This is a genomic window from Candidatus Omnitrophota bacterium, assembly GCA_023819145.1.
Lineage (GTDB): Bacteria > Omnitrophota > Gorgyraeia > DTHP01 > DTHP01 > JBFWKV01.
The window spans coordinates 1-23,116 of the sequence record JAMWCW010000008.1; the positions used below are offsets into that span (position 1 = coordinate 1).

23 protein-coding genes are annotated in these 23,116 nt (G+C 30.3%); 17 read left to right on the forward strand and 6 right to left on the reverse strand.

Annotated features, from left to right (window positions below):
• From NC818_05035 to NC818_05055, 5 genes are all read left to right on the forward strand, one after another.
• Positions 1–959 (forward strand): radical SAM protein (locus NC818_05035; protein MCM8784115.1); only part of this gene is annotated, 959 nt, incomplete at its 5' end.
• Complete coding sequence (locus NC818_05040) at positions 925–2,166, forward strand: radical SAM protein (protein MCM8784116.1); 1,242 nt, start codon at positions 925–927, stop codon at positions 2,164–2,166. The genes NC818_05035 and NC818_05040, both read left to right, overlap by 35 nt.
• A gap of 109 nt (positions 2,167–2,275) precedes the next feature.
• Positions 2,276–3,448, forward strand: coding sequence for a glycosyltransferase family 4 protein (locus tag NC818_05045; protein ID MCM8784117.1), 1,173 nt, complete (start codon positions 2,276–2,278; stop codon positions 3,446–3,448).
• 10 nt (positions 3,449–3,458) lie between these two features.
• A complete protein-coding gene (locus tag NC818_05050) occupies positions 3,459–3,662 on the forward strand; it encodes an NAD(P)-binding protein (protein ID MCM8784118.1) in 204 nt (67 codons plus the stop codon).
• A 17-nt stretch (positions 3,663–3,679) separates the two neighbouring features.
• Entirely contained in the window at positions 3,680–4,879 is a 1,200-nt protein-coding gene (locus tag NC818_05055; GenBank protein MCM8784119.1) for a hypothetical protein, read from the forward strand.
• A 422-nt stretch (positions 4,880–5,301) separates the two neighbouring features.
• Here the strand turns inward: NC818_05055 and NC818_05060 are convergent, their stop codons facing one another.
• Positions 5,302–5,571, reverse strand: a complete 270-nt coding sequence (locus tag NC818_05060) for a hypothetical protein (protein ID MCM8784120.1) — start codon at positions 5,569–5,571, stop codon at positions 5,302–5,304.
• Positions 5,572–6,084: 513 nt separating this feature from the next.
• Between NC818_05060 and NC818_05065 the strand changes: the two genes are divergently transcribed.
• Positions 6,085–6,489, forward strand: a complete 405-nt coding sequence (locus NC818_05065; GenBank protein MCM8784121.1) for a hypothetical protein — start codon at positions 6,085–6,087, stop codon at positions 6,487–6,489.
• A 14-nt stretch (positions 6,490–6,503) separates the two neighbouring features.
• Positions 6,504–7,232, forward strand: coding sequence for a glycosyltransferase (locus NC818_05070; GenBank protein ID MCM8784122.1), 729 nt, complete (start codon positions 6,504–6,506; stop codon positions 7,230–7,232).
• On the opposite strand, the gene NC818_05075 is transcribed toward NC818_05070, so the two are convergent.
• Both NC818_05075 and NC818_05080 read right to left on the reverse strand, forming a co-directional pair.
• Positions 7,195–8,748 carry a hypothetical protein gene (locus tag NC818_05075; protein MCM8784123.1) on the reverse strand — a complete coding sequence of 518 codons (1,554 nt, stop codon included), beginning with the start codon at positions 8,746–8,748 and terminating at the stop codon, positions 7,195–7,197. The two genes, NC818_05070 and NC818_05075, sit on opposite strands and share 38 nt — an antisense overlap.
• A gap of 214 nt (positions 8,749–8,962) precedes the next feature.
• Entirely contained in the window at positions 8,963–9,727 is a 765-nt protein-coding gene (locus NC818_05080) for a class I SAM-dependent methyltransferase (GenBank protein ID MCM8784124.1), read from the reverse strand.
• A 35-nt stretch (positions 9,728–9,762) separates the two neighbouring features.
• On the opposite strand from NC818_05080, the gene NC818_05085 reads away from it, so the two are divergent.
• From NC818_05085 to NC818_05100, 4 genes are read left to right on the forward strand one after another with little or no spacing between them, the layout of a single operon-like run.
• Positions 9,763–10,866 carry a glycosyltransferase family 4 protein gene (locus tag NC818_05085; protein ID MCM8784125.1) on the forward strand — a complete coding sequence of 368 codons (1,104 nt, stop codon included), beginning with the start codon at positions 9,763–9,765 and terminating at the stop codon, positions 10,864–10,866.
• Positions 10,867–10,876: 10 nt separating this feature from the next.
• Positions 10,877–12,346: a B12-binding domain-containing radical SAM protein gene (locus NC818_05090; GenBank protein ID MCM8784126.1), complete on the forward strand. Its 1,470-nt coding sequence runs from the start codon at positions 10,877–10,879 to the stop codon at positions 12,344–12,346.
• On the forward strand, positions 12,328–13,266 hold the full coding sequence (locus tag NC818_05095) for a glycosyltransferase family 2 protein (GenBank protein MCM8784127.1): 939 nt from the start codon (positions 12,328–12,330) through the stop codon (positions 13,264–13,266). Before NC818_05090 ends, NC818_05095 begins: the two co-directional genes overlap by 19 nt.
• The gene (locus NC818_05100; protein ID MCM8784128.1) at positions 13,253–14,455 is read left to right on the forward strand and encodes a nucleotidyltransferase family protein; all 1,203 of its coding nucleotides are present in this window, start codon (positions 13,253–13,255) and stop codon (positions 14,453–14,455) included. The genes NC818_05095 and NC818_05100 overlap by 14 nt, the downstream gene beginning before the upstream one ends.
• Here the strand turns inward: NC818_05100 and NC818_05105 are convergent.
• From NC818_05105 to NC818_05115, 3 genes are all read right to left on the reverse strand, one after another.
• Positions 14,420–14,722 carry a PqqD family protein gene (locus tag NC818_05105; protein ID MCM8784129.1) on the reverse strand — a complete coding sequence of 101 codons (303 nt, stop codon included), beginning with the start codon at positions 14,720–14,722 and terminating at the stop codon, positions 14,420–14,422. The genes NC818_05100 and NC818_05105 overlap by 36 nt on opposite strands.
• 155 nt (positions 14,723–14,877) lie before the next feature.
• Positions 14,878–15,891: a radical SAM protein gene (locus NC818_05110; protein MCM8784130.1), complete on the reverse strand. Its 1,014-nt coding sequence runs from the start codon at positions 15,889–15,891 to the stop codon at positions 14,878–14,880.
• Positions 15,849–16,769 (reverse strand): hypothetical protein, encoded by a 921-nt coding sequence (locus tag NC818_05115; GenBank protein ID MCM8784131.1) that lies wholly within the window; start codon positions 16,767–16,769, stop codon positions 15,849–15,851. The genes NC818_05110 and NC818_05115 overlap by 43 nt, the downstream gene beginning before the upstream one ends.
• 123 nt (positions 16,770–16,892) lie before the next feature.
• Here NC818_05115 and NC818_05120 point away from each other — a divergent pair, with 123 nt between their 5' ends.
• The 6 genes from NC818_05120 (at position 16,893) to NC818_05145 (ending at position 23,110) form a co-directional block, all read left to right on the forward strand.
• Positions 16,893–18,365 carry a glycosyltransferase family 39 protein gene (locus tag NC818_05120; GenBank protein ID MCM8784132.1) on the forward strand — a complete coding sequence of 491 codons (1,473 nt, stop codon included), beginning with the start codon at positions 16,893–16,895 and terminating at the stop codon, positions 18,363–18,365.
• A gap of 58 nt (positions 18,366–18,423) precedes the next feature.
• Complete coding sequence (locus NC818_05125; protein ID MCM8784133.1) at positions 18,424–19,455, forward strand: hypothetical protein; 1,032 nt, start codon at positions 18,424–18,426, stop codon at positions 19,453–19,455.
• A gap of 152 nt (positions 19,456–19,607) precedes the next feature.
• Entirely contained in the window at positions 19,608–19,808 is a 201-nt protein-coding gene (locus NC818_05130; protein MCM8784134.1) for a cold-shock protein, read from the forward strand.
• 240 nt (positions 19,809–20,048) lie between these two features.
• Positions 20,049–20,489: a CBS domain-containing protein gene (locus NC818_05135; GenBank protein ID MCM8784135.1), complete on the forward strand. Its 441-nt coding sequence runs from the start codon at positions 20,049–20,051 to the stop codon at positions 20,487–20,489.
• Complete coding sequence (locus tag NC818_05140) at positions 20,482–21,867, forward strand: SLC13 family permease (GenBank protein MCM8784136.1); 1,386 nt, start codon at positions 20,482–20,484, stop codon at positions 21,865–21,867. Before NC818_05135 ends, NC818_05140 begins: the two co-directional genes overlap by 8 nt.
• Positions 21,868–21,955: 88 nt before the next feature.
• A complete protein-coding gene (locus tag NC818_05145; protein MCM8784137.1) occupies positions 21,956–23,110 on the forward strand; it encodes an acyl-CoA dehydrogenase family protein in 1,155 nt (384 codons plus the stop codon).
• Positions 23,111–23,116 lie beyond the last annotated feature (6 nt).

Consider the following 23,116-nt stretch of genomic DNA (forward strand, 5'->3'; position numbering starts at 1 on the left):
TAAAGAGCATAAAAGAGAATCTCTCTTTTCAAAATATCCTTGGTTTAATTTATAGAAGTGACGGAGAGGTAAAGATAAATCCTCCGCGTCCACTGATTAAAGACTTAGACTCTCTACCCTGGCCATTGAGGGAAAGCTTACCGATGGAAGTTTACATTGATGCTCCCGGAGAGATGCCTTTACCCTCAGTGCAGATGTGGTCAAGCAGAGGCTGTATTTTTAAGTGTCTGTTCTGTCTCTGGCCATCACTGATGTATCAGGGAAATATTTTTCGGACAAGAAACCCTATAAAAGTTGTGGAGGAGATGGAATATTTAGTTAAAGAAATGGGATTTAGGTCTATTTATTTTGATGATGATACTTTTAATATTGGTAAAGAGAGAGTATTAGAAATTTGTAACCAGATAAAAAAACGCAAGCTTAACATTCCCTGGGCGATTATGGCCAGACCTGACCTTATGGATAAAGAAGAACTTTTCGCTTTAAAGAAATCCGGCGTATGGGCAATAAAGTATGGTGTAGAATCAGGAGAGCAAAAATTATTAGACAAGATTGGTAAGAATATGAATCTCCAAAAAGCGATAGAGATGATTCGTTTGACTAAAAAATTGGGGATAAAATCTCATCTTACCTTTATGTTTGGTCTGCCTGGAGAAACAATTGAGTCAGTTAAAAAAACAATTGAGCTTGCTGTTGAATTAGCTCCTTTTTCTCTTCAATTCTCCTTAGTTACTCCTTTCCCAGGAACCATTCTTTTTGAAGGCTGTGAACGCGCTGGAAAGATTATTTCCTATGATTGGAGAGAATATGACGGGAATTATAATTGCGTGATAAATACGGAAAATTTAACTTATAGAAAGATTGAAGAATTTAAGAACCTTGCTTTGCAAATCTGGAGAGATTATCAAAAAGGCATTCTAAGCTATGCGGAAGCTCATAAAGTCTTATCAAAGGCTTAAAGAAGTCTTTACTGATAACCCCTTTCCTGAAGCTATATTCAAAGTCTTTAGATATTTTAGCCCTTCAATGCTAAAAGATAAATATTTTTGTCTTAAAGGAATAAAAAGTAAATATTTTGCTTTCTCGGGTCCGTTTTCGGTTCAAATAGATTTGACTGATGAATGCAATAACCGTTGTCTTGCCTGCTGGTGCAATTCTCCTTTACTGGGAGAAAACAATAAAAATAAGGATTCCCTTGCCTTTCCTTTAGTAATTAATCTTCTTGAAGAATTGGAATACTTAAGGACAAGAGAAATTGTTCTCTCTGGTGGAGGGGAGCCATTTTTATATCCAGAGGTTCTTAGAGTATTAGAAAGAATTAAACAAAAAGAAATTATCTGCCACATCAATACAAATTTTGCTTTATTAAATAAAAAAATCATAGATGAACTTATCAAATTGAGATTGGATTATCTTACCATTAGTCTCTGGGCAGGTTCAGTTAAGACCTACAAAATAATTCATCCTAATAGAAATGAGGAAGATTTTTATAGAATAAAAGAAAATTTAATATTCCTTAATTCTCTAAAAAGAAAATTACCCAAAGTGAAGATTTATAATGTTATTTTTAATTTAAATTACTTTGAGATGGAAGAGATGCTTAAATTTGCTGAAGATGTTAAGGCAGATTATATTGAATATACGATTTTAGATGTAATCCCTGACAAAACCGATGTTTTATTGCCTAACAGGGAAGAATTTAAAAAAATAAAAGAAATTTCCCAGAGAATTTTACAAAGAAAAAATAAAATAAAGATTTTAAATTTTGAGCATTTTTTAAGAAGGATCTCTCAAGAAGAAGCAATAAAAGGAGAATATGAAAGAAATTTTATTAATAGTATTCCCTGTTATAGTGGTTGGCTATTTTCAAGGATTTTAGCCAATGGTAATGTTATTCCCTGTCTTAAGGCACATCGTTTCCCAGTAGGGAATTTGTATAAAAATAGTTTTAGAGAAATCTGGAATGGAGAATTAATGCAGGAATTTAGAAGAAAGACTATTAATGGAAATAGAGATGACAATCTTTTTTATCTCATAGGAAATGGTGATGGAAAGGATATCGGTTGTTTTCGTATCTGTGATGACTTGGTACGCAATTTATATTTTTACAATAGAATAAATTCTTTAACTTATCTGGAAGGAATAATTTTTAGATTAATTTCATGAGATTTTATCGGGCGGTAATCATATTTTTTCTATTTTTATTAAGCATCTTTGCAGAAATCTATCTTTTAATCTTAAAGAGATTAAGAAATTGGATAATTTTTCCGGGAAGATGAAGATTTTAATGCTTCATCCTCATGATATATTTTCTCCCTTAGAACCTTGGACAGTAAGAATTTTTAGTTTTGCTAAGGAGTTTACCGGGTTAGGTCATAAAGTAAAATTAATTTATTTCCCTCTCGAGTTTAATGCCCAGACTAAACCAAAATATCTCAATCCTTCTTTAGAAGTAATCCCCTTAAGAAGAGAATTGAGTTTAATCAATTTCATTAAAAACATAATTATAGTAAATAAATTAACAAAATGGGCAGATATAATTCATTTCCAAAAGTGTTTTTATTGGGTGTCTATCCCTGCTTTGCTTGCTTCTTTTTTAAATAATAAGCCTATTCATTATGACTGGGATGATTGGGAGACAGAAATATTTTATGAATGTCCTGATTCTCACTTTTTGAGAAATATTGTGGGAAAGTTTATGCGGATCACAGAGAATTTAATTCCTCACTTGGTAGGTACAATTTCTGTATCCAGTCAAGCCCTTTATGATTTATGTATTAAATTGGGTGTTCCTGAGGAAAAAATTTGTATTATCCCTGTGGGTGCAGATTTGGAAAAATTTAATCCCTCTGTATCGGGAGAGGAGGTGAGAAAAAGATTTAATTTGAGAGGGAAGGTCGTTCTTTATCTTGGTCAGCTCCACAGTGGGCAATATGCGGAGCAATTTATTTATACCGCAAAGAAAATCTTAGAGAAAAAAGAGGACGAAGAAGTTGACTTTCTTATTGTTGGAGGAGGTTTTAAATTAAACTCTCTTAAAGAACTTACAAAAAAACTTAATTTGGATAGTAGAGTTATCTTTACCGGACCCGTGCCTCATGATGAGGTTCCTAAATTTATTGCCTCTGCAGATGTCTGTGTAGCCTGTTTTGAAGATAATAAAATTACACGCTGTAAGAGCCCTTTGAAGATTGTGGAGTATCTTGCTTCGGGTAAAGCGATTGTTGCTTCAAATGTTGGAGAGGTGAAAGAAATGATAAAGGAATGCGGTATTCTTGTTAAACCCAGTGATTATTATGATTTAGCACAGAATATATTAAGACTTCTTGAGAGTAAGACATTAAGATTAAATTTAGGAATTCTTGCTCGCAAAAAAGCAGAAGAAATATATAATTGGAAGACAGGCATTAATTGTTTGAATTTAGTTTATAGTAAATTTGCTAAATAATATCTAATTTATGTCAGATAAGGAAGAAAATTTAATTATAGGCGCAGGTCTGTCAGGGCTCTTTACGGCTTATTATTTATATAAAGCGAAAAAATCTTTTATTATTATAGAGAAAGAAAAACAAGTAGGAGGGTTAGCAAAAACATTAGAATATGATGGGTTTAAGACAGATATCGGGCCCATCGGTTTTATACCAAAAACAAATCACTCTTAAATTTTTTAAGTGATTTGATGGGAAAAGATTGGACACAGCTTAATAGATGTACAAAATTTCATGATCAAGGTAAATTATTTTCTTATCCTTTAAAATTTAAAGAAATTTTGTTAAGCACAGATATTTTAAAAGTGCAAAGATTTATTAGGGATTATTTTTATGAGCAATTTAAGAAAAGATTAGTAAGAATTAACGATATTTGTTCTTTTAAAGAAAAAGCAATTAATAATTTTGGCAGATATTTAGCTGAATACTATTTACTCAATTATACAGAAAAGATATGGGAATTGCCTGCATCAGATATTTCCTCTTACTGGTTTGAACAGAGAATAAAGTCTCTTTCTCTTCCTGTAGTAATTAAAAATTTGGTTTTCAGCCCGAAGGAACAATGTAGGAGTTTAGTAAACTATTTCTATTACCCCAAGAAAGGAATTGGTTCGATATATGAAAAGATTAAGAATGTAATTCTGGCAAAAGGTGCGATTAAATTAAATAGTTTTCCAAAAGAGATTTTTCATAACGGCAATAGAATAAAAAAAATTATTATAAATGAGAATGGGCTTGAATCGGTTTATTATCCCAAATATGTTGTTTCTTCAATTCCTATAAGTGAATTTTTATCTCTTTTAAATCCACTCCCTCCTAAAGAGATTATTCAGGCTACAAACAAATTAAGATTCAGGTCGCATATTAGCCTTTTTATAACAATAGACAGAAATTCATTCTCTCCTTGCCAATGGATTTATTTCTATGATAAAAAGATCCCCTTTGGGAGAATAACTGAACCTAAAAACTTTAGTGAAGAAATGTCTCCCGAGGGTAAAACATCCTTACTTTTAGAATTCTTTTGCTGGGCTGATGATGAAATTTATAATATGAATAAAAACGAGTGTTTAGAACTTGCGCTTCCTTGGCTGGAAAGTTTAGGTTTTTTAAAAAGAGGTGATATTATGGACTATTATCTTCATAAAGAAAAATTTGCTTATCCAGTCTATACTTTAGACTATAAAAAGTATCTGGAAAAAATAAAAGCTTATTTAAGTATCTTTGAAAATCTTATAACCATTGGTAGAGCTGGTTGTTTTGGGTATAATAATCAAGACCATGCTATAGAAATGGGAAAACTTGCCGCACAGAGTATAATTAATAATAAATCTTATCATTTGATGATAGATAGCATAGGTGCGGAGGCAAAGTATTTAGAAAATGAGGAATAAAATTGTGAGATATAGATATCATTTTTTAATTCTTATATTATTGTTATTCCATATGATAAATAATTATTATTGGATAAAAAGAGATTATGGGAGTAGAGGAGCTGATGTTGCGCATCATATCGGAATAGTTTTATTACTTCGGGAAAATTTAGAAAAAATATTTTTTTCTCAAGAAATTTCATTAAAAAAATAGAATTGTTCTTAACTCTTCTGTTTAATATTAAAAATTATTCACCTTTAATATGGCCTCCATTTATTCATTTAATTACTGCTTTTTTATCTTTTATCTCTCAAGATATATTATTTTTCATAAGGTTTAGTAATATAATTTATTTAGCTATCTTAATTATTGGTATGTATCTTTTAGGTAGAGAAATACATTCTCCCAAAGTAGGGATATTATCTGCTTATTTTATTTCTTTTTATCCGGCAATATTTGGATTATCCAGACAATATGGAATTGATTTTCCACTAACAAGTGCTGTAATTCTAACAACCTTTTTTCTTTTAAAAACTGATAATTTTAAAAATCGTAAATTTAGTATTCTTTTTGGTTTTAGTTTAGGGTTTGGTACACTTATAAAAATACAATTAATATTTTTTATGATATGGCCTTTTCTTTTTGTAATTCTTAAAGATAAGAAATACATCTCAAGGGAAATTTTATTAAATATTATAATTTCGTTAAACATTGCTTTATTAATTTCTTTACTCTGGTGGAGTCAATTATTCTCAAGAGATGGGTTAGTTATTTTTCACGAACATATCCTGACCCAGAATGTTACTTCCCAGTTTGTAGGAAATAATTTTTTATCTCGCCTCACATTTTATCTTAAAGGAATTTGCTTAAACATCTCTCCTCTTTTTACAGTTATGTTTTTGCTAGGTCTATTTTTTTGTTTTAGAGCAATAAAAAAAGAGAATTTTAAATTTATTGTTTTTTGGTTTCTTATAACATATTTTATTTTTTCTTTAATCATAACCAAACACCGGAGGTATTTATTTCCTCTATTGGGATCAATCGTATTAATTTCAGTATTTGGATTATTAGATTCTCCTCTTAAAAAGATTGTAAAAAAATTCTTATTTTATCTTTTCTCTTTTTAGGAATCTTACAATTTTTTTTAATCAGTTATTATAAGTATCTTCCTTTTGTTGATACTGAATGGGCTCATCCACCAGAAAGGAATAATTACTACATAGTAATGCAAAAATTTAATAATAAAATAATTCAATTCTCTAAATCTGAAAATAAAATAGGGATTATAGAAGAAGAATTTTTTAAAGGTGATGATTGCGTAATGCTGAGTAATTATCTTAAGGCATTTAATATTGAAAATAAGATTTTTCTAAGTTGTGACGGCTGCTATCCTCATAAGGTCAATAAACATTTCTTATTTAATATAGAGGAATTTGATTTCTTAATTGGGTTTTCTTCGAAATTATTAGAAAGGCCTGATTTTGCAGGTTTATTTATGTTATCCAGAGATATTCCCAAAGGAATTGCAGTCGAGAAAATAGAATATTTGAGAAATTTTATAGTTATTCAAAAAGGCATATTATTTCCTGAAAATATTACAAATCTTCTTCTTAAAAACCCTAATATGTAAATAAGAGTTGAGGAATGGAAAGAAATTTTACCTTAATTTTGCCGGTGAGAGATGAAGAAGAAAATATAAAAATCTTAATTGAGAAATTAAAAAAAACCCTTAAAGATACAATTGTAATTTTTGTTGATGATAGTTCTACAGATGAAACAGAAAAAATAGTAAAATTATTTATGGCGAAAGACAATGATATCATCTTGATTGAAAATAAAGGAAGCCGATTAGCTTCGGCAATTAGAACAGGGATAGAAAATGCTTCTACCGAAATTGTGGGCTGGATGGATGCAGATTTATCTATGCCCGTAGAGATTATTCCACAGATGGTTGATTTTTTGTCTGAGTATGATATAGTTTTAGGTTCGCGTTATATTGAAGGAGGAAAAGATTTAAGAGAAAGTAGAATGCGTATTCTTACATCAAGACTATTTAATTTATTGAGTAAAAAAATATTAAATACAAAAACTAACGATCTCACATCGGGCTTTGTTATTACAAAAAAAGAGTTCTTAGAGGAATTAAAAATAGAAGGTAAATATGGTGAATATTGTCTAAGCCTCATTTATCAGGCAGAGAGGAAAGGATTTAAAATAAAAGAAGCTCCTTATATATTTCGGGAAAGAAAGAAGGGGAAAAGCAAAATTGGTTCCAATTTATTCATTTTATTTAAGAACTCTCTCTTCTATTTTCTGATGGTAATAAGGCTTAAATTTAGAGATTTATTCTTTTATAGAGATAATAAATTTTAGGATAAGGGTTTTTAAAAATAGATTTTGGTAGTTCAATTTTTTTTAATAGTTGATAATTGTATTGATTATTTTGTATCTCAAGAAAGAGTTCAAAAAATAACTTTTCTGCTTCAGAATACGAAATTTTAATATTGTAGTTCTTCTCTATAACTTCATGTAAAAAAGTGTATAATTTATGTCTAAACAGAGGATTTCTTAATTCTCTTAAAGAATAAAAAGCATCGCTGTATTTTTCAATTGGCTCAGTAATTAAAATATAATCAAAATTATATGGCTGAAAAATTATTTTTGGACTTCCGTGACAATCTTTCTCTAAATTAAATAGGAATAATAATACTCGGGGGGTAAGCATTTTGTCTTTAATTTTATGGGATATTTTTTCAAGTGTTGTTTCAAAAACATAAGGAATTCTCCATCGTTGTATAATTTTAAATCGCAATATATCTTCGAATAAATCATCTGTAGCTAATCCGATAATGAATATCATTTTTTCATTATTTAGTTTCATGTCTTTTATAACTAAGTCTATAATATTATCTATATCCTCGTAATCAAAACTAACGGCGTAAAGCATTCCCTCTCTGTGTGTTCTTTTATCAAAATCAATACTTGTAAAGATATATTTATCCTTTTTATAATTGATAATAAAAAATTGAACCAGACAAAATAAAAAAAGACATAGAAATATTTTATGTTTATATAAGTTTAAGATTTTTCCCTTATAAATTTTTATGTATTGAGGAAGATTATTTAAAACATAAGCAATAACTATTCCTGAGGCAGGTAGTGACGGAAGAGTGTGTCTAGGAAAATCTTCGTAAGTGAAAAAAAGAAAATAAAAAAGAGGCGTGCATAACCAACTTAGAATAAATATCTTGTGTTTAGATTTTGTAATAGAATATAAAAAAAGACAGAAAAATAAAAGAATAGTTAATAGAGGATAAAGCTGATATTTCCAGAGGTTTAGACAAGAGAATTTGTATATATTATTTAACCTATTGATCGTAAATGATGTGTTTGCCGCATTCAACAGATAGAGTTGGCCAGGCATATGTTGGAGATACCACGGTAAAACAATAAGTAAGGGTAAGACAAAAAACAAAATACTAATTATTTTTATCTTCCCAAATTTATAAATAGCGTGAGAAGAATATATTAAGAATGGGATAAAAAAATAAATAAGAAACGTTTGTTTATGAAGTAATCCAATTATAATGGTTAGGCTCGAAAAAAAAGAGTATATTTTTTTCTGAAAATATTCGGATTCAAGCAAAAAATAAAAAAATAAAGCTACTAAAGCTGTAATAGAAAAATCTAACATATACACACGGGAAAATCCAAAGATTCCCGGGTAAAAACTCACCAATAGAGCAGTGCCCATTCCGGTATATTCATTATCTAAGATTCCTCCAATTTTATATAACGCATAGATTAAGATAAAAAGATATAAGAGATTTGATAGAAGAGCTGTTTTAAGAGAAGGTCCTAAAAGGATAAAAAATGGTAAAGTAGCCATATGCCTCAAAAAAGGGTAAATCGAGTTAGTATCAAAAATTAAACATATTCTTTCTTTAAAAGACAATGACGGATTTCTTATAGCTTCGTATACTCTAAGCGAAGAAGAGTAGTATCCTAATTGATCCTCTACGAAAGGGGCATTGTCTTGAGAGATAATTATAAAATTGTTTATTGTATGGAAAATAAAAATGAGAATTAAGAAAAATTTAGTTCTATTTTTTTGCCAGAAAGATAATATGGAAGTCATCATTTTTTATTCTTATAAATTCAAATGAGGGATAGATATTTATTAGTTTTAAATCTGCTAAGTTGAGATACCTTTCTAATTCATAAGGAGAGTAAATTCTTAAAATATGTGTCTCTTTGTAGTTTTTAAGAAGTCCATCATTTTTGAATAATTTTAAATTATAATCAATTCTGCAAACTTGTTTTAATTCATCAATTTTTATTTTTCCCTCGCGGATCAGTTTACTATTATTAAATTTTATTTCCTTAAAACTTTTTGGAGAAAAAGAATCGGTTGATTTCAAAGCATTCCAGACTTCAAAAACAAAAAGACCATTTCTTTTTAGACTTGCATAGACATTTTTAAATAATTGCCTTAGCGATTTTATCTCGGTAATATAATTTATCACTGCAAACAAAGAAATTACCACATCAATTTTTTTTCTCGGTCTGTAGTTTGTAATATCTTTTACTAAAAATTTTCCTCTTAAACCTGCTTTGTTTAATTTTTCTTTGGCAATTTTAACCATATCTTTGGAAATATCTATCCCTGTAACCCGATATCCTCTTTTGATCAATTCTAGGCTATGGTTTCCTGTCCCGCAACCTAAATCTAAGATATCTTTAGGTTTTTTATTGAGAAATTTTTTAAACAATTTTTCTAAAAAACCAGTCTCTTTTCTATATTCTTTATCTTTATAGATTAAATCGTAAAAATAGGCATAGTCAGAATTAAAGCATTTACTTTGCATATTACCTATAATATAGTAAAATATCTTTAACTTCAATGAAGAAAATAGTTTTTATAACCCGTGAAAGTTATGATTTAGCGGGAGCAAGGATTCGATGCTATAATTTCGCAAAAGAATTAAAAAAATATGGCATGGATACCGAAGTTTTATCTTTCGCTGACCACTTAGGAGCTAAATCAGGGAAAGAAGAAAATAAGTTAAGATTAAGAGATAAAATAAGATATAACCTAAAAGCCATTAAAAAACTCAAAAAAGAGAAAGATACTATATTTTTTATTAACCGCTTCCATTACCATACTTTCGCCTCCTGGTTTTTATCAATTTTAAATAGAAATAAAATAATTTTTGATTTAGATGATTGGGAGATAAGAGAAAATCCGAAATATTACTTTGGCATTTTACCAAGTTCCAAGGCAGAGTTTTTAACTCGCAGATTGGCAAAAACTGCTTCTCTTTGTATTGGGGCAAGCAGATTTTTAGTAAATTATCTAATTCAATTTAATAAAAAAACATATTACATTCCTTCAGGAGTAAATACGGAAAAATTTAAGCCTCAAGAAGTTAACAGAGACAATTCTAAGATTATTTTTTCCTGGATAGGAACAATGCACAGGAAACCTGATATAGAAAATATAAAATTTGTTATTGATTGTTTCTTAGAATTGAGAAAGAAATATGAAAATATTTTTTTGGAAATTGCAGGAGATGGAATTTATTTTGGTGAGTTAGAAAAAATGATTAATAAAGTTGGAGAGAAAAATATTTCTCTAAAAGGTTGGATTGAACCAGACAAAATGCCTGATTATCTTTCTATAATTGATATCGGTTTAGTTCCTCTAATTCAGAATACAAAATTCAATTTAGCCAAAAGCCCAACTAAACTTTTTGAATATATGGCGATGGCAAAACCAGTGGTTTGTAGTAATATTGGTGAGTGTAGCTGTATTATTAAAGATGGAGAAAATGGCTTCTTAGCCACTGATAAAGAAGAATTTATTAAAAAATTAGAAACCTTAGTGATAAACTATCAGATTAGAAAAGAGATAGGTGAGCAGGCCTTAAAGACTGTAAAGGAGAATTATTCTTTAGAAATTATCGGCAAAAAACTTTTCAATTTGGCAAAACAGGACAGTCCTTGATTGTAAAATTATGAAGGTAGTTTTGGCTAATTCTATCGGTAGAGATAAAAATGGTTTTTATATAATCCATTCTCCTTCGCGCTGGTCTGAAGGAGTAAGGTCTTTAAATAATTGGTTTGCCTATTATCCCTGGGAGTTAGCTTATACCTCTTCACTTCTAAAAAGAGAAACAGACCATAAAATTAAATTGGTAGATGGTTGCTTGGAAAGACTGGATTTAGAAAATTATTATAAGAAGTTATTACAGGAAAAGCCAGATTGGTTAATTATGGAATCCGCTACAAGGATGATTGAAGAAAATTTAGAATTGGCTGTAAAGATTAAGGAAAATTTAGGGACAAAGATTATTTTTGTTGGACAACATGCATCAGCCTTTCCTGAAGAATTGCTAAATAGAGGAGTAGATTATGTCTGTATTGGTGAATATGAGTTGACTGTTTTAGAGTTATTACAAGGAAAAGACCCAAAAAATATCTTAGGGCTCTATCCTAATCCACGGAGACCTCTTTTAGATGTTAATTTTCTTCCATTCCCTGAGGATGAAGATGTTAGGCGTATCGATTACGGTATGCCTGGAGAGCCATCTTCAGAATATATAGAGATTCAGATGTATGCCTCAAGGGGTTGTCCGAGAAATTGTAATTTTTGTGTAGCAAGGAATATTTATTATGCTCAAGCTAACTGGCGTCCCAGAAAAATTGAGAATATAATTTCTGAAATAAAATATTTAAAAAATAGATATCATCAAATGGAGGGAATATTTTTTGATGAAGAGGTGCACAATGTAAGAAAAGATTTTGTTTTGAATTTATGCCAGGCAATAAAAGAGAATGGTTTAAATAAACTTCATTATGAGGCGATGTGCGATATCTGGTTTATGGATGAGGAGGTGCTTGAGGCAATGCGTGAAGCGGGATATTATAAGATTAGATTTGGCATTGAAACTGCAAATCAAGGTGTAGCGAAATCAATAAACAAAGAACTTAATTTGGAGAAATTGTTTTCTATATTGAAAATAGCCAAAGGCATTGGTTTAAAAACCTACGGAACATTTATGTTTGGTGCCTGGGGTTCAACAAAAGAGAGCGATTTAGAGACTATAGAACTAATGAAGAGATTAATTATTAATGGTCTTCTTGATAATACCCAGATTTCTATCTGCACACCTCAACCCGGAACAGAATTCTATAGATTGGTAAAGGAAAAAGGTTATTTGGTAGAAAATGATTATTCTAAATTTGATGGAGGGAATTTCAGTGTAGTAAGTTATCCAAAATATAAAAAGGAAGAAATTGAAGAAATAAAAAATTTAGCTTTTAAGATAAGAGACCATTTATATTTTGTCTATCGCTTTAAAACTGGCTTATGGCTTAATTGGCTAATTTATGTATGGAAAAAATACGGATTTTGGAAAACAACCAAGAAAATCTTTATCCGTTTTTTGAAGGAACTTAATTTCTTATGGCAAAGATTTCAATAATCATTGTAACCTGTAACGCAATAAAAATAATTAAAGATTGCTTTATTTCAATTTTTAGACAGGATTTTAAGGATTTTGAGGTGATTGTAGTGGACAATAACTCTTTAGATAGGACAAAAGAATTTATAAAAGATAATTTTCCTCAAGTAAAATTGATTGAAAATAAAAAAAATTTAGGATTTTGTCGGGCAAATAATCAGGGAATTGCGATTTCTCAAGGAGAATATATCCTTACTTTAAATAGTGATGTAATTCTGGAAAAAAATTTCTTACGAGAATTGATAAATCAGGCAGAGAATAGTTCATCAATTGTTGGGATGTTTAGTCCAAAGATTCTTAAGATGGATAAAAAAACTATTGATTCTACAGGAATTATTTTGACGCGCATAAGGAGATTTTATAATCGAGGGGAGGGCGAAATTGATTTTGGTCAATATGATGATAAAAGAGATATTTTTGGCCCGTCTGCAGCCTGTGCTTTATATAAAAAAGAAATGTTTGAGAAAATAAAAATTGGTGATAATGAATATTTTGATAACGATTTCTTTTTCTTAGTTGAGGATGTAGATTTGGCATGGCGAGCAAATTTAATGGGTTTTAAAGGATTATTCATACCAAATGCTTTATGCTATCATTTAGGAAATAGTTTTGGTTTAAGTAGAAAAATGCGTCAATATCTTTCTTTTCGTAATCGCTTTCTAACGATGCTAAAGAATGAAAGTTGGGGTTATTTTTTAAAAAATTTAGTATTTTTATTATTATATGATATCCCAAGGTTTTTATATCTAATATTCACTAATTTACTTGTCTTTAAAGCAACCTTTGAGATAATTTATCTTCTGCATAAAATACTTAATAAACGCAGGCGCATAACTTTATTTACTCGATTAGGGATAATAAGTTTATATGAGATATTTTAAATCTTCAGAATTGTATTTAATTCGAAATGTTTTTCAGGCCGTAATTAATGGTGGGCATAAAAACGAAATAAAGCGTATTTTAGAAAATAAGCATATAAATTGGGAAATATTGGATAAATTAATTATATATCATGAGATAGCCCCTGCGTTTTACTTGGCTATATCCTCGCTGTTTCATTTAATTCCTCAAAAGACAAAAACTCTGCTTGAGTGGTTTTATTTTAATACAGGGTTTAAGAACCATATAATATTTGAAGAATTTATAAAATTATACGATAAATTTAAAGAAAAGGGAATAGAAATATTACCCATTAAAGGAGTTGCCTTTTTATTGGATTTATATGATAGTTTTTATGTTAGGTCTATTGCTGATATAGATATTTTAATACGTAGAGAATATTATAGTAAAGGAGAGAGTGTTTTAATGAACTTGGGTTTTCAAAAAGACTTGCATGGTTTAGAGGAAGCTTATTGGAAGTTATATCAATGTCACATTTCATTTAGAGATAAAGAAAAAAACAATGATTTACCCATTATGGTAGATCTTCATTGGGCGCTTGATTTTAAAAGGAAAGGTAGATATGTTTTGGCCAATCTGTGGAAAAGGCTAAGAACAATTAGGATCAAAAATAATAACAATATAAATTTATTATCTCCTGAGGATAATTTATTTTCTCTGGCTTTACATTTGAGAAGATTTGGTAATCCCTTTTCTTTTAAATATGTTATTGATACGGCCCTTTTATTTAGGAAATACGGTTCGGATTTTGATTGGGATTATTTTTTAAAAGAAGCTAAAAAAGAAGGTTTATGGTCGTGTAGTTATTTTCTAATTTTCTTAGCCAATTCTATTATTGAAATTCCTGAGCTTAAATATTCTGCAAAAAAAATTCCATTATCTAATTATAAGAGGAAAATTATCGAAAAACTAATACTCAAAAAATTATGCTTTCTTAATGACTTGCTCGCACAAAATCTGAGAAAAAATTACCTTCAGAGCCATTTTTTATTTTATGATGGTTTCTTTGAACCAATTTATTATATTTTAAACATTCCCTTAGAACAATTTGCAAAATTTTATAATTTAAAACCTTATAATCAAAAAACAAGAATCAAATATAGCTTTCGTTTTCTATATATACCTACTAAATTATTATTTTTTAATTTTAATAATATCCCATTTGCATAATTTTTCTATAAATTTTATTATATCTCTTTTCAAATTTTGAGTATAATTTATATTGAATTTCGTGCACATTTCTACAATAATTTCTTTTATGTTTTTCTTACCATCTATCTTATCCCAAATATATGCTCCAGTGCGATTAAGTTCATATATTTCATTAGTAGGTATATATAAAAGAACTAAAGTATCTTCTATTTTTCTCCAGGCAAGTTTGTTTTTATTCTTTTTAAATATAAATTCAGGTTTAATTACTTTTTTGTTTTTTTCCATGCTACTCACACACTATTATGTCAACACATTGCGGTGGAGAATATATACATTGAGTGTTTACAATGCCTTTGGGAAATTTATTCATTTTTTTTATTGTGGGTTTCTCATATTTTCTTTTTTCTTGATTTTTAATTATGTTTTTCTTATCCATTATTCTAACCTCCTTTTGCTAATAAATTTGTTAGTCTCTTTGCCTTTGAGAATATTTTATCGGGGCATTTTGTGGGATTACCGCTATAGAATTCAAAAACTGCAGGGCACTTGAATATACAGATATTTCTATAATAGCATGTTTGACAATCTTTAAAGTCAGAAAATTTCAACTCTCGTAGTCTTGTGAATAAAGGAGAATTATACCATATATCTGTAAGGGATTGCTTTTGGATATTCCCCGCTTCTTTATAATAAACTGCGCATGGAAAGACCCGTCCTTCTGCAGAGATATAACACCTTGTTATACCTGCTCCACAAGGAATAGGATTATTTTTAAAACGGATTAAGTGAGAACGGTCTAATTTGTATAATTTGATCTTCCAGCGATTGACTAAGGTAATTAAACCATCGGGAGGGAGTTCGTATTCTAAAGTTTTCAAAGAAAATCTTCGGGTAGGAGCAATTGTAGAAGAGAATTTAAGATTTATATTTTTTCTATTTTTTTTTAATTTATTATATATTTTTTTTATTTCTGGGATGCCTTTATAAGTGAGAGTATTAATAGGATAAATTAAGCCTATATTTGCTCCAATGTTAAGAAGATTTTCAATCCCCTTTAGAGCATTTTTAAATTTTCTCTTTCCAGTAAAATTCTCATAGGTTTCTTCATTGGCACCGTAAAGAGTAACTTTAAAATCAAATACACCGTGTTTAAATAGACGATGGGCAGTTGATTTATCAATTAAAGTTCCATTGGTAAGAAGCCCTACTTTAAATCCTTTTTTTCTTGCCTTTTGGATAAGATAGAATATATCTTTTCTAATTAAAGGTTCTCCTCCGGTAAGGGTAATAGTCAGGGTTCCAAGATTAGTTAACTCGTCCAATAGGCAAAGATAGATTTGTTTGTCTAGTTCGATATTATCTTTTTCCAAAAAACAATATTTGCATTTTAAATTGCAGGAACGCGTTATTTCTATATGTATTGTTTCAATATAATTTCTTCTATTTTCTGCCATAGGTTTATTTGTTTTAAATTTGCTTTTTTTAATAATAAGGGATTGATTTTTAATATAACACTTTTTGCCTGAAGTGTCAATGTATATAAAAGTGCAATCACTCTTTTAGTCAAAAAGACCTTATTTACGGCTGCAAATCGTAGGGGAAAAATTTCACAAAGAAGTTTCAGCAAAGTTTCTTTTAGAGAAGGAATAACAATTTGGAAATGGCAGATATCATCAGCTTTTTCCAAAAAAAGGATATGCGTTGGTTTTGAATTATTAATCCAATTACTAATTGCTAAATCCAACTTGAAATTTTGTTTTTTAAATCCACCTATGTAAGGTAATCCCGCAGTTATGATATGTTCTTTTTTAGCGATAAAAATAGAATCATCTCCTACTATTTTATATCCCTTCTGAATAGCATTAATTAATAAAGTAGATTTACCAGCCCCACTTTTGCCGGTAGCAAGTACGGAAATTCTATCATTTGTCCAACTGGAGGCATGGATTGAAAAGAATCCTTCTGCTTGAAGCAATGTTTTAAGCGTATTTTGGAAAATTGCATAATATCCGATAGGATTATTGAGATATTTGTGCATAGTTATAAATGCTGAAAGATTTTCAAAATCTAAGAAATATTCATAAAATGGGGTATGATTAAAATGCATTTTTCGTGGAGAAAATTTACACTTTATTGATTTACTTGTTTTTGGTTTTCTTAGAAATATAATCTCTATCTCTTTTTGAGGGGTAGTTTTTGGTAAGTTAAGGTAGTTTTTTTTTAGATAGTTAATAAGTAAGGGGATGTCAGAGAGTAATTTAATTTTATAATTATAAAACTGTAAGGAGAAATTTTTAAGGCCTTCTTTTTTAATAAAAAAAATACTTCCCATTTTTTTTGAACACAAACTGTATTGCAGATTTTAATATTTGTTAGTAGAATATTATATAATAGATTTTAAAATAATTACATCGATTTTAGAAAATTTAAATATGTAAAAACAAAATAAAAAATAATGAGAATTAAGGTTATTCTTCTAATAGTTTTATTATTAGCTTTGGGGATAAGGATTTACTGTTTAGGAAAGTGGGAACTCTGGTATGATGAGATTTTAGCGATTAAGACTGCGCAGAATTTTAGATTAGCGAATAATTCTTATCTGTATTATACTCTTCTTTATTATTGGATAAAATTTTTTAAATTCTCTGAATCCACTGTTCGTATTCCGTCTTTAATTTTCAGTATGTTATCTATAGCCTCACTTTATTTGTTGGGAAAAAATTTATTTAATGAGAAAATCGCTTTGTTCTCTACCGGGTTATTGGCTTTTAATCCATTTCATATCTGGTATTCTCAGGAGGCAAGACCTTATAGTGCATTGGTTTTGTGTGGTATTTTGTCATCATATTTTTTATTTAGAGGGTTAAAGGAAAAAAAGATTTTATTTTTATTTCCCTTCACTTTTTTATCTGTTGTTGGAATATATCTCCACTATTTTTATATTACCTTTTTGCTAGTATGTTTATTTATTGTTTTATTATTTTTGTTTGTTAAAAAACAAAAATATTATGTTTATTGGCTTACAATAAGTATATTAATTATTTTTTTGTTCCTTTCTCCTTGGCTACCGCGGTTTCTATTAAATCTGTGCTGTATTATAGATGGATTTTGGATACCTGTGCCTAGTTTTAAATCTTTGTTTATAACTTTAGAAAATTTTAATTTAGGTTATAATGCTCCTAATTGGGCGTATAAATATTCATTATTTTTGACTCTTATTTTATTTCTCTCCGCCATAAATTTTCTTAGAGAAAAAAAAGAATTACAGAGCAACTTTTGGTTATGTTTGATGTTATTTATTTTACCCATTTTATTTGCCTTTTTCTTTTCTAAATTTTTATTTTCCATCTATCTTGATCGTGCCTTAATGATTTCTTCTCCTTATTATTATTTAATCTTAGGGATAGGTTTAGAGTCCATAGGGAGGAAGAAGTTAAAATATTTTGTAAAATTATCTATATTTTTTTTGTTAGTTCAGAGTCTATCTTTTTATTACCAAGGTATCACACATTCGTCTCTTACACACCATACAGGTGCTTACGTTAAAAAGCCTATAAGGCCTGTAATTAATTATTTAGAAAGAAGAGTGAATAAAAATGATATAATATGTATTATAAATACCCATGTATTTCTACAATTTAATTTTTATAAACAAAATAAAGGGATATTATGTTTTTATGTTTTTTCTCCAGAAATATGGGATACTAATTGGAACAGACCTCATTCTGAAGGAAATAACTGGATTCCTGTAAATAGATTAATAGGATTTGATAGTGATAGAATATGGATGCTTTTTTCTGATTGTCCGAGAAGCGGCAAGTTAGATGAAAATTCCCAAAAAGTTAAGTCATGGATGGATAAAAACTACCTGACTATATTCGAACAGTGGCTAGATGGGATTTTGCTAAAATTATATGAAAAAAAGTAGGTTATTATTTATAGTCATTTTGTTGGCTTCGTCTCTTTGGTTTTCTTCTCCAAAGTGTATGGTAGACAACTTAGATTTGTTTAACAGAGAAGAGATCTCTACAGCCAAGATTTATTATTTTGTAGAAATACCGAGGACAAAATATGGCAGATACTCAGGGAAAGGAGAGATTATTTTTAAAAGAGATTTCGGGGTTATAAATAATATGGTCAATAATTATTCTGAGAAAAAAGATGAAGAAAGAATAAAAATAATTGAAAATTTTATTACAGGAATTAATTTAAATTATAACTATTTAACTAATAAAGTAGAAAAAAGAGACTACCATAATTGGTTTGGAATAAAATGGTATTTCGGTAAGGATTTACATTTTAATATTTGGGACATTTTTGCTATTTCAAGAAGCAATTTATTATCTGTTTATAACCACGAAGGGATAGAGAAAAAAGGTAATAAAGAGATCTCTATAATTTCTGGGATTTTGGCTAAATATCCTTTTTGGGGGAATAAATGCAAAATCTGGATAGATAAAGAGTATAATTTTATTCATAAATTTATTATTTATAGTGAAAAAGATGAGCCGATTTTTACCTTAGAGGTTACGGAGGTGGAAGTAAATCCGGAAATAGACGATAAAGAATTTAGCACAGAGATTCCTCCGGATTTTACTGTGGTAGATATAACCGAACAATTTGCCCAGCAATATCGGATTCTTGTGCAATTGTATGATTTTTATAATCGGATTAAGGAATTAGAAAAAAAGTTAGAAGTTTTACGAAAAGAAAATGAGGAATTAAAAGAGATGTCTAAGGAAAAGGAAGTTGAGAAGAGAATTGCTATAACCAAGGAGCCAGTTGTTCTATTCATAGATAGAGAAAATAAATTTGTGGTTATGGGAGGAAGAGAAGATGATTTAGTGGTGGGAGAAATATTTGAGGTTTATCGGGGAAGTAAACTGTTGGGTAAGCTTGAGATTACGCGGGTTTATCAAGATTTGGCAGTGGCAGAGCCAGTTATGGAGGGGCTAATGGATGTTATTAAAGAGGGCGATAGTTTGGTAAGAGCGAGTTCAGAAAGTTTTTTCCCTTGACAAATAATTATAATGTGATATAGTGAGTGTGTAAAGGTTGAAAGTAGGAGGAAATTGGAAGTAGTTGGACATCTTTAAATCGTAAGGTTTTTTTATTTTCACCTTACGATTTTTTTATAGATGTAATTTAAATAGAAAGGAGGTGAATAAAGTTGATGAAAGGTAAAGTGAAGTGGTTTTCTAATCAGAAGGGTTATGGATTTATTACCCTTGACAGCGGTGAAGATGTGTTTGTGCATCACAGCGCCATCAAAGGAGAAGGTTACAAAACTTTGAATGAAGGACAAGAAGTACAGTTAGAGGTAATCCAAGGACCCAAAGGGAAACAAGCTGCTAATGTAGTGAAGTTATAGAATTAGCAGTGGAATAGAGTTTTTCTTAAAGGAAGAGTCTATTTCCCTAAAAGTAGAAAACCGATAAAAGGGACAATTATTAGATTTGTTCTAAAGTTGTCCCTTTTTTTATTATATTATTCCCATATATTTCTGGAAATCGAGAGATTAATCTGGTATAATGTTATTACTTATATTTAAATTCGTAGTTATCGGCGCAATTTTAACTTAAGAATTTACTTTTATAAAAGGAGAGTAGTGATGAAAGTAAAAGAGGTAATGTCGAAAGAGGTAAAGAGTCTTTCTCCGGAGATGAGTATCAGGGAGGCTTTAAATCTCCTTCTTCAGATGGGAATTAGTGGGTTGCCGGTAATTGATGCAGAGGAAAAACTTGTGGGGATGTTTACTGAGAAAGAGGTTTTAAAGGTAGTTTTACCGAGTTATTGGGAGAGAGTGGGAAAATTTGTTTATGATGACAACCCAAAAGTGATAAGAAAAAAGATAGAGGAACTAAAAAATCATAAAGTTGCAGAAGTTATGCGTAGAGAAGTTATTTCCGTGAATGAAGATACCGCCTTATGTGAAGTTGCCCGTATCATGCTTACCGAGAAGGTAAGACGCATCCCTGTTTTGGACAAAGATAAAAAAGTGGTGGGAATAATTGCCAGAGAGGATATAGTAAAAGCGTTTGTTAATGAGTAATAAAATTTTCTTAAAATTTCTGATTCTTTTTATTACAGCTATCGCTTGTGGGTTCTTATCCATAAGTATAGGAATGAATACCCATCAGGCTTTAAGCGTTTCTATTTTTTCGGCTTCGGTTATGGGAACATTATTGTTCTGGGATTTTCGTTTAGCCATCGCTTTCTTAGGTATCGCTATTCTCCTCATGACGAGAACCGTGGATTTAGAAAATGTTATAAAATTTGCTTCTTTAGAAGTGATACTCTTTTTAGTAGGAATGATGGTTTTAATTGGGTTATTGAAAGAAGTTGGATTTTTTGCTTGGTTGATAGGTTTAATTATCCGCATAAAAAAACTTACAGCGAAGAAATTTGTGGTTGTACTGTGTTTAATGTCAGCGATTTTAGCCTGTGCAGTGGATGAGGTTACCTCTATTATTTTTATGAGTGCTCTTGTTTTAGAGATTTGTGATTATTTTGAAGTTTTAGCTACCCCCTATATCATTATGTGTGTTCTGGCTACGAATATTGGTTCTTCAGGAACTGTTCTGGGTAATCCCATTGGAATTTTAATTGCAGCAAAGGGCGGTCTTACTTTTGAGGATTTTATTTTTAGAGCATTTCCTTTGATGTTCTTTTGTCTGCTTCTAACCATCTCTATATTCTTTGTTATTTTTAAAAAACCGATTAAGGAATTGGATAAGAAAATAAAAGAATTTGGATACAATGAGATACTCATTAAGCTTATTTCTGTTCCTCCGGAAAAACAATTAAGACTAGGTTTGGGTATATTTGGGGTTACTCTTTTTTTTATTGGTTTACATCACCGTTTAGAATTATTATGGAATTTAGAAACAAATACCATACTTTTGGTGATTCCTTTGATTTCTGCTGGTTTTGTAATGGTTTGGAAACACAGAAAGGCTAAAGAATATATTGAGAAAGAAGTGGATTGGTGGACTCTTTTGTTTTTCATGCTTTTATTTGCTAAAGCAGGAACATTAAAATATACGGGAGCAACGGATGTTTTGGCAAAATATCTTGTGCAGTTTGCAGGTAAAAATCCTAAAGTTTTGGTTACAAATTTACTTTGGACCTCCTGTATTGGTTCAAGTATTTTGGACAATGTTGTTTTGGTAGCGGCATTTATTCCCATTGTGCAGAGTTTCCATTCTTTTGGCTTTGTAACGAATTCTTTCTGGTGGGCACTACTTTTTGGAGGTTGTTTTGGAGGAAATATTACGATGATTGGCTCAACTGCAAATATTGTTGCCTTGGGACTTTTGGAGAAAGAGAAAGGGATAAAGATAAAATTCTTCCGCTGGTTAGGGATAGGTTTAATAATTGGTGTAATAACAACTCTTTTTGCTTGGCTTTATCTGATAATAACAAGTTAACTTAAGAAGATGCAATTTGACAAAGACATTGCGTATATCTATAATATCTAAAATAATGTTAAATTAAAAGTAAGGGAAAGGAGAAAAGATGCTAAATTATCTTTTAACAGAAGAACAGGTGATGATTCGTGATTTAGCAAGGAAGATTGCGGAAGAAAAGATAAAACCAGTAGCGGCAAAATATGATGAGAGCGAAGAATTCCCTTGGGAAATAATGAAAATTTTAGCCTCAAGTGATTTGTTTGGAGTTTATATTCCCCAGGAGTATGGAGGTTTAGGAGGAGGGGTTATGGAATTGGCCATTGTTACTGAAGAGCTCTCACGTGCCTGCGGGGGAATTGCGGTTTGTTTTGCAGCTACGGGGTTAGGAACTTATCCCATAATTTTATTTGGTAATGACCAGCAGAAGAAGAAATATCTTCCGGACATTGCCAGCGGTAAGAAGTTGGCGGCTTTTGCGCTCACCGAAGCAAATGCCGGCTCAGATGCTTCAGCAATTCAGACTACTGCAGAGAAAAAAGGAGATTATTATATTTTAAACGGAACAAAGCAATGGATTACCAACGGAGGAGAAGCGGAGGTTTATACGGTGATAGCGATGACCGATAGAAGCAAAGGGGCAAGGGGTGCTACTGCCTTTATCTTAGAAAAAGGGATGGAAGGATTTAGTTTTGGAAAAAAGGAAAAAAAGATGGGGATTCGCGCTTCCGCAACAAGAGAACTTGTTTTTAATAACTGTAAGGTGCCTAAAGAAAATGTCTTAGGTAAGGAGGGGATGGGTTTTATTGTGGCTATGAAAACATTTGATATGTCCAGGCCGGGGGTAGCAGCACAGGCAGTGGGTATTGCCCAAGGAGCATTAGATTTGACCATAGAATATGCCAAGCAGAGAAAACAATTTGGACAGACAATATCCAGTTTTCAGGGAATTCAATTTATGCTTGCAGAAATGGCTACTTATGTTGAGGCAGCACGCGCCTTGATTTATGCGGTTTGCCGGGCAGTGGATAAAGGAGAAAAAAACATTGCCAAAGAGTCCGCCATGGCAAAATTATTTGCTTCAGATGTATGTATGAAAGTTACTACCGATTGTGTGCAGATTTTTGGTGGGTATGGCTATATGCGCGACTACCCCATAGAAAAATATATGCGCGATGCCAAAATTACCCAGATTTACGAAGGAACAAACCAGATTATGCGTAATGTTATTGCTTTGAACCTCATTAAGGAAACGCTAAAATAATTAGTC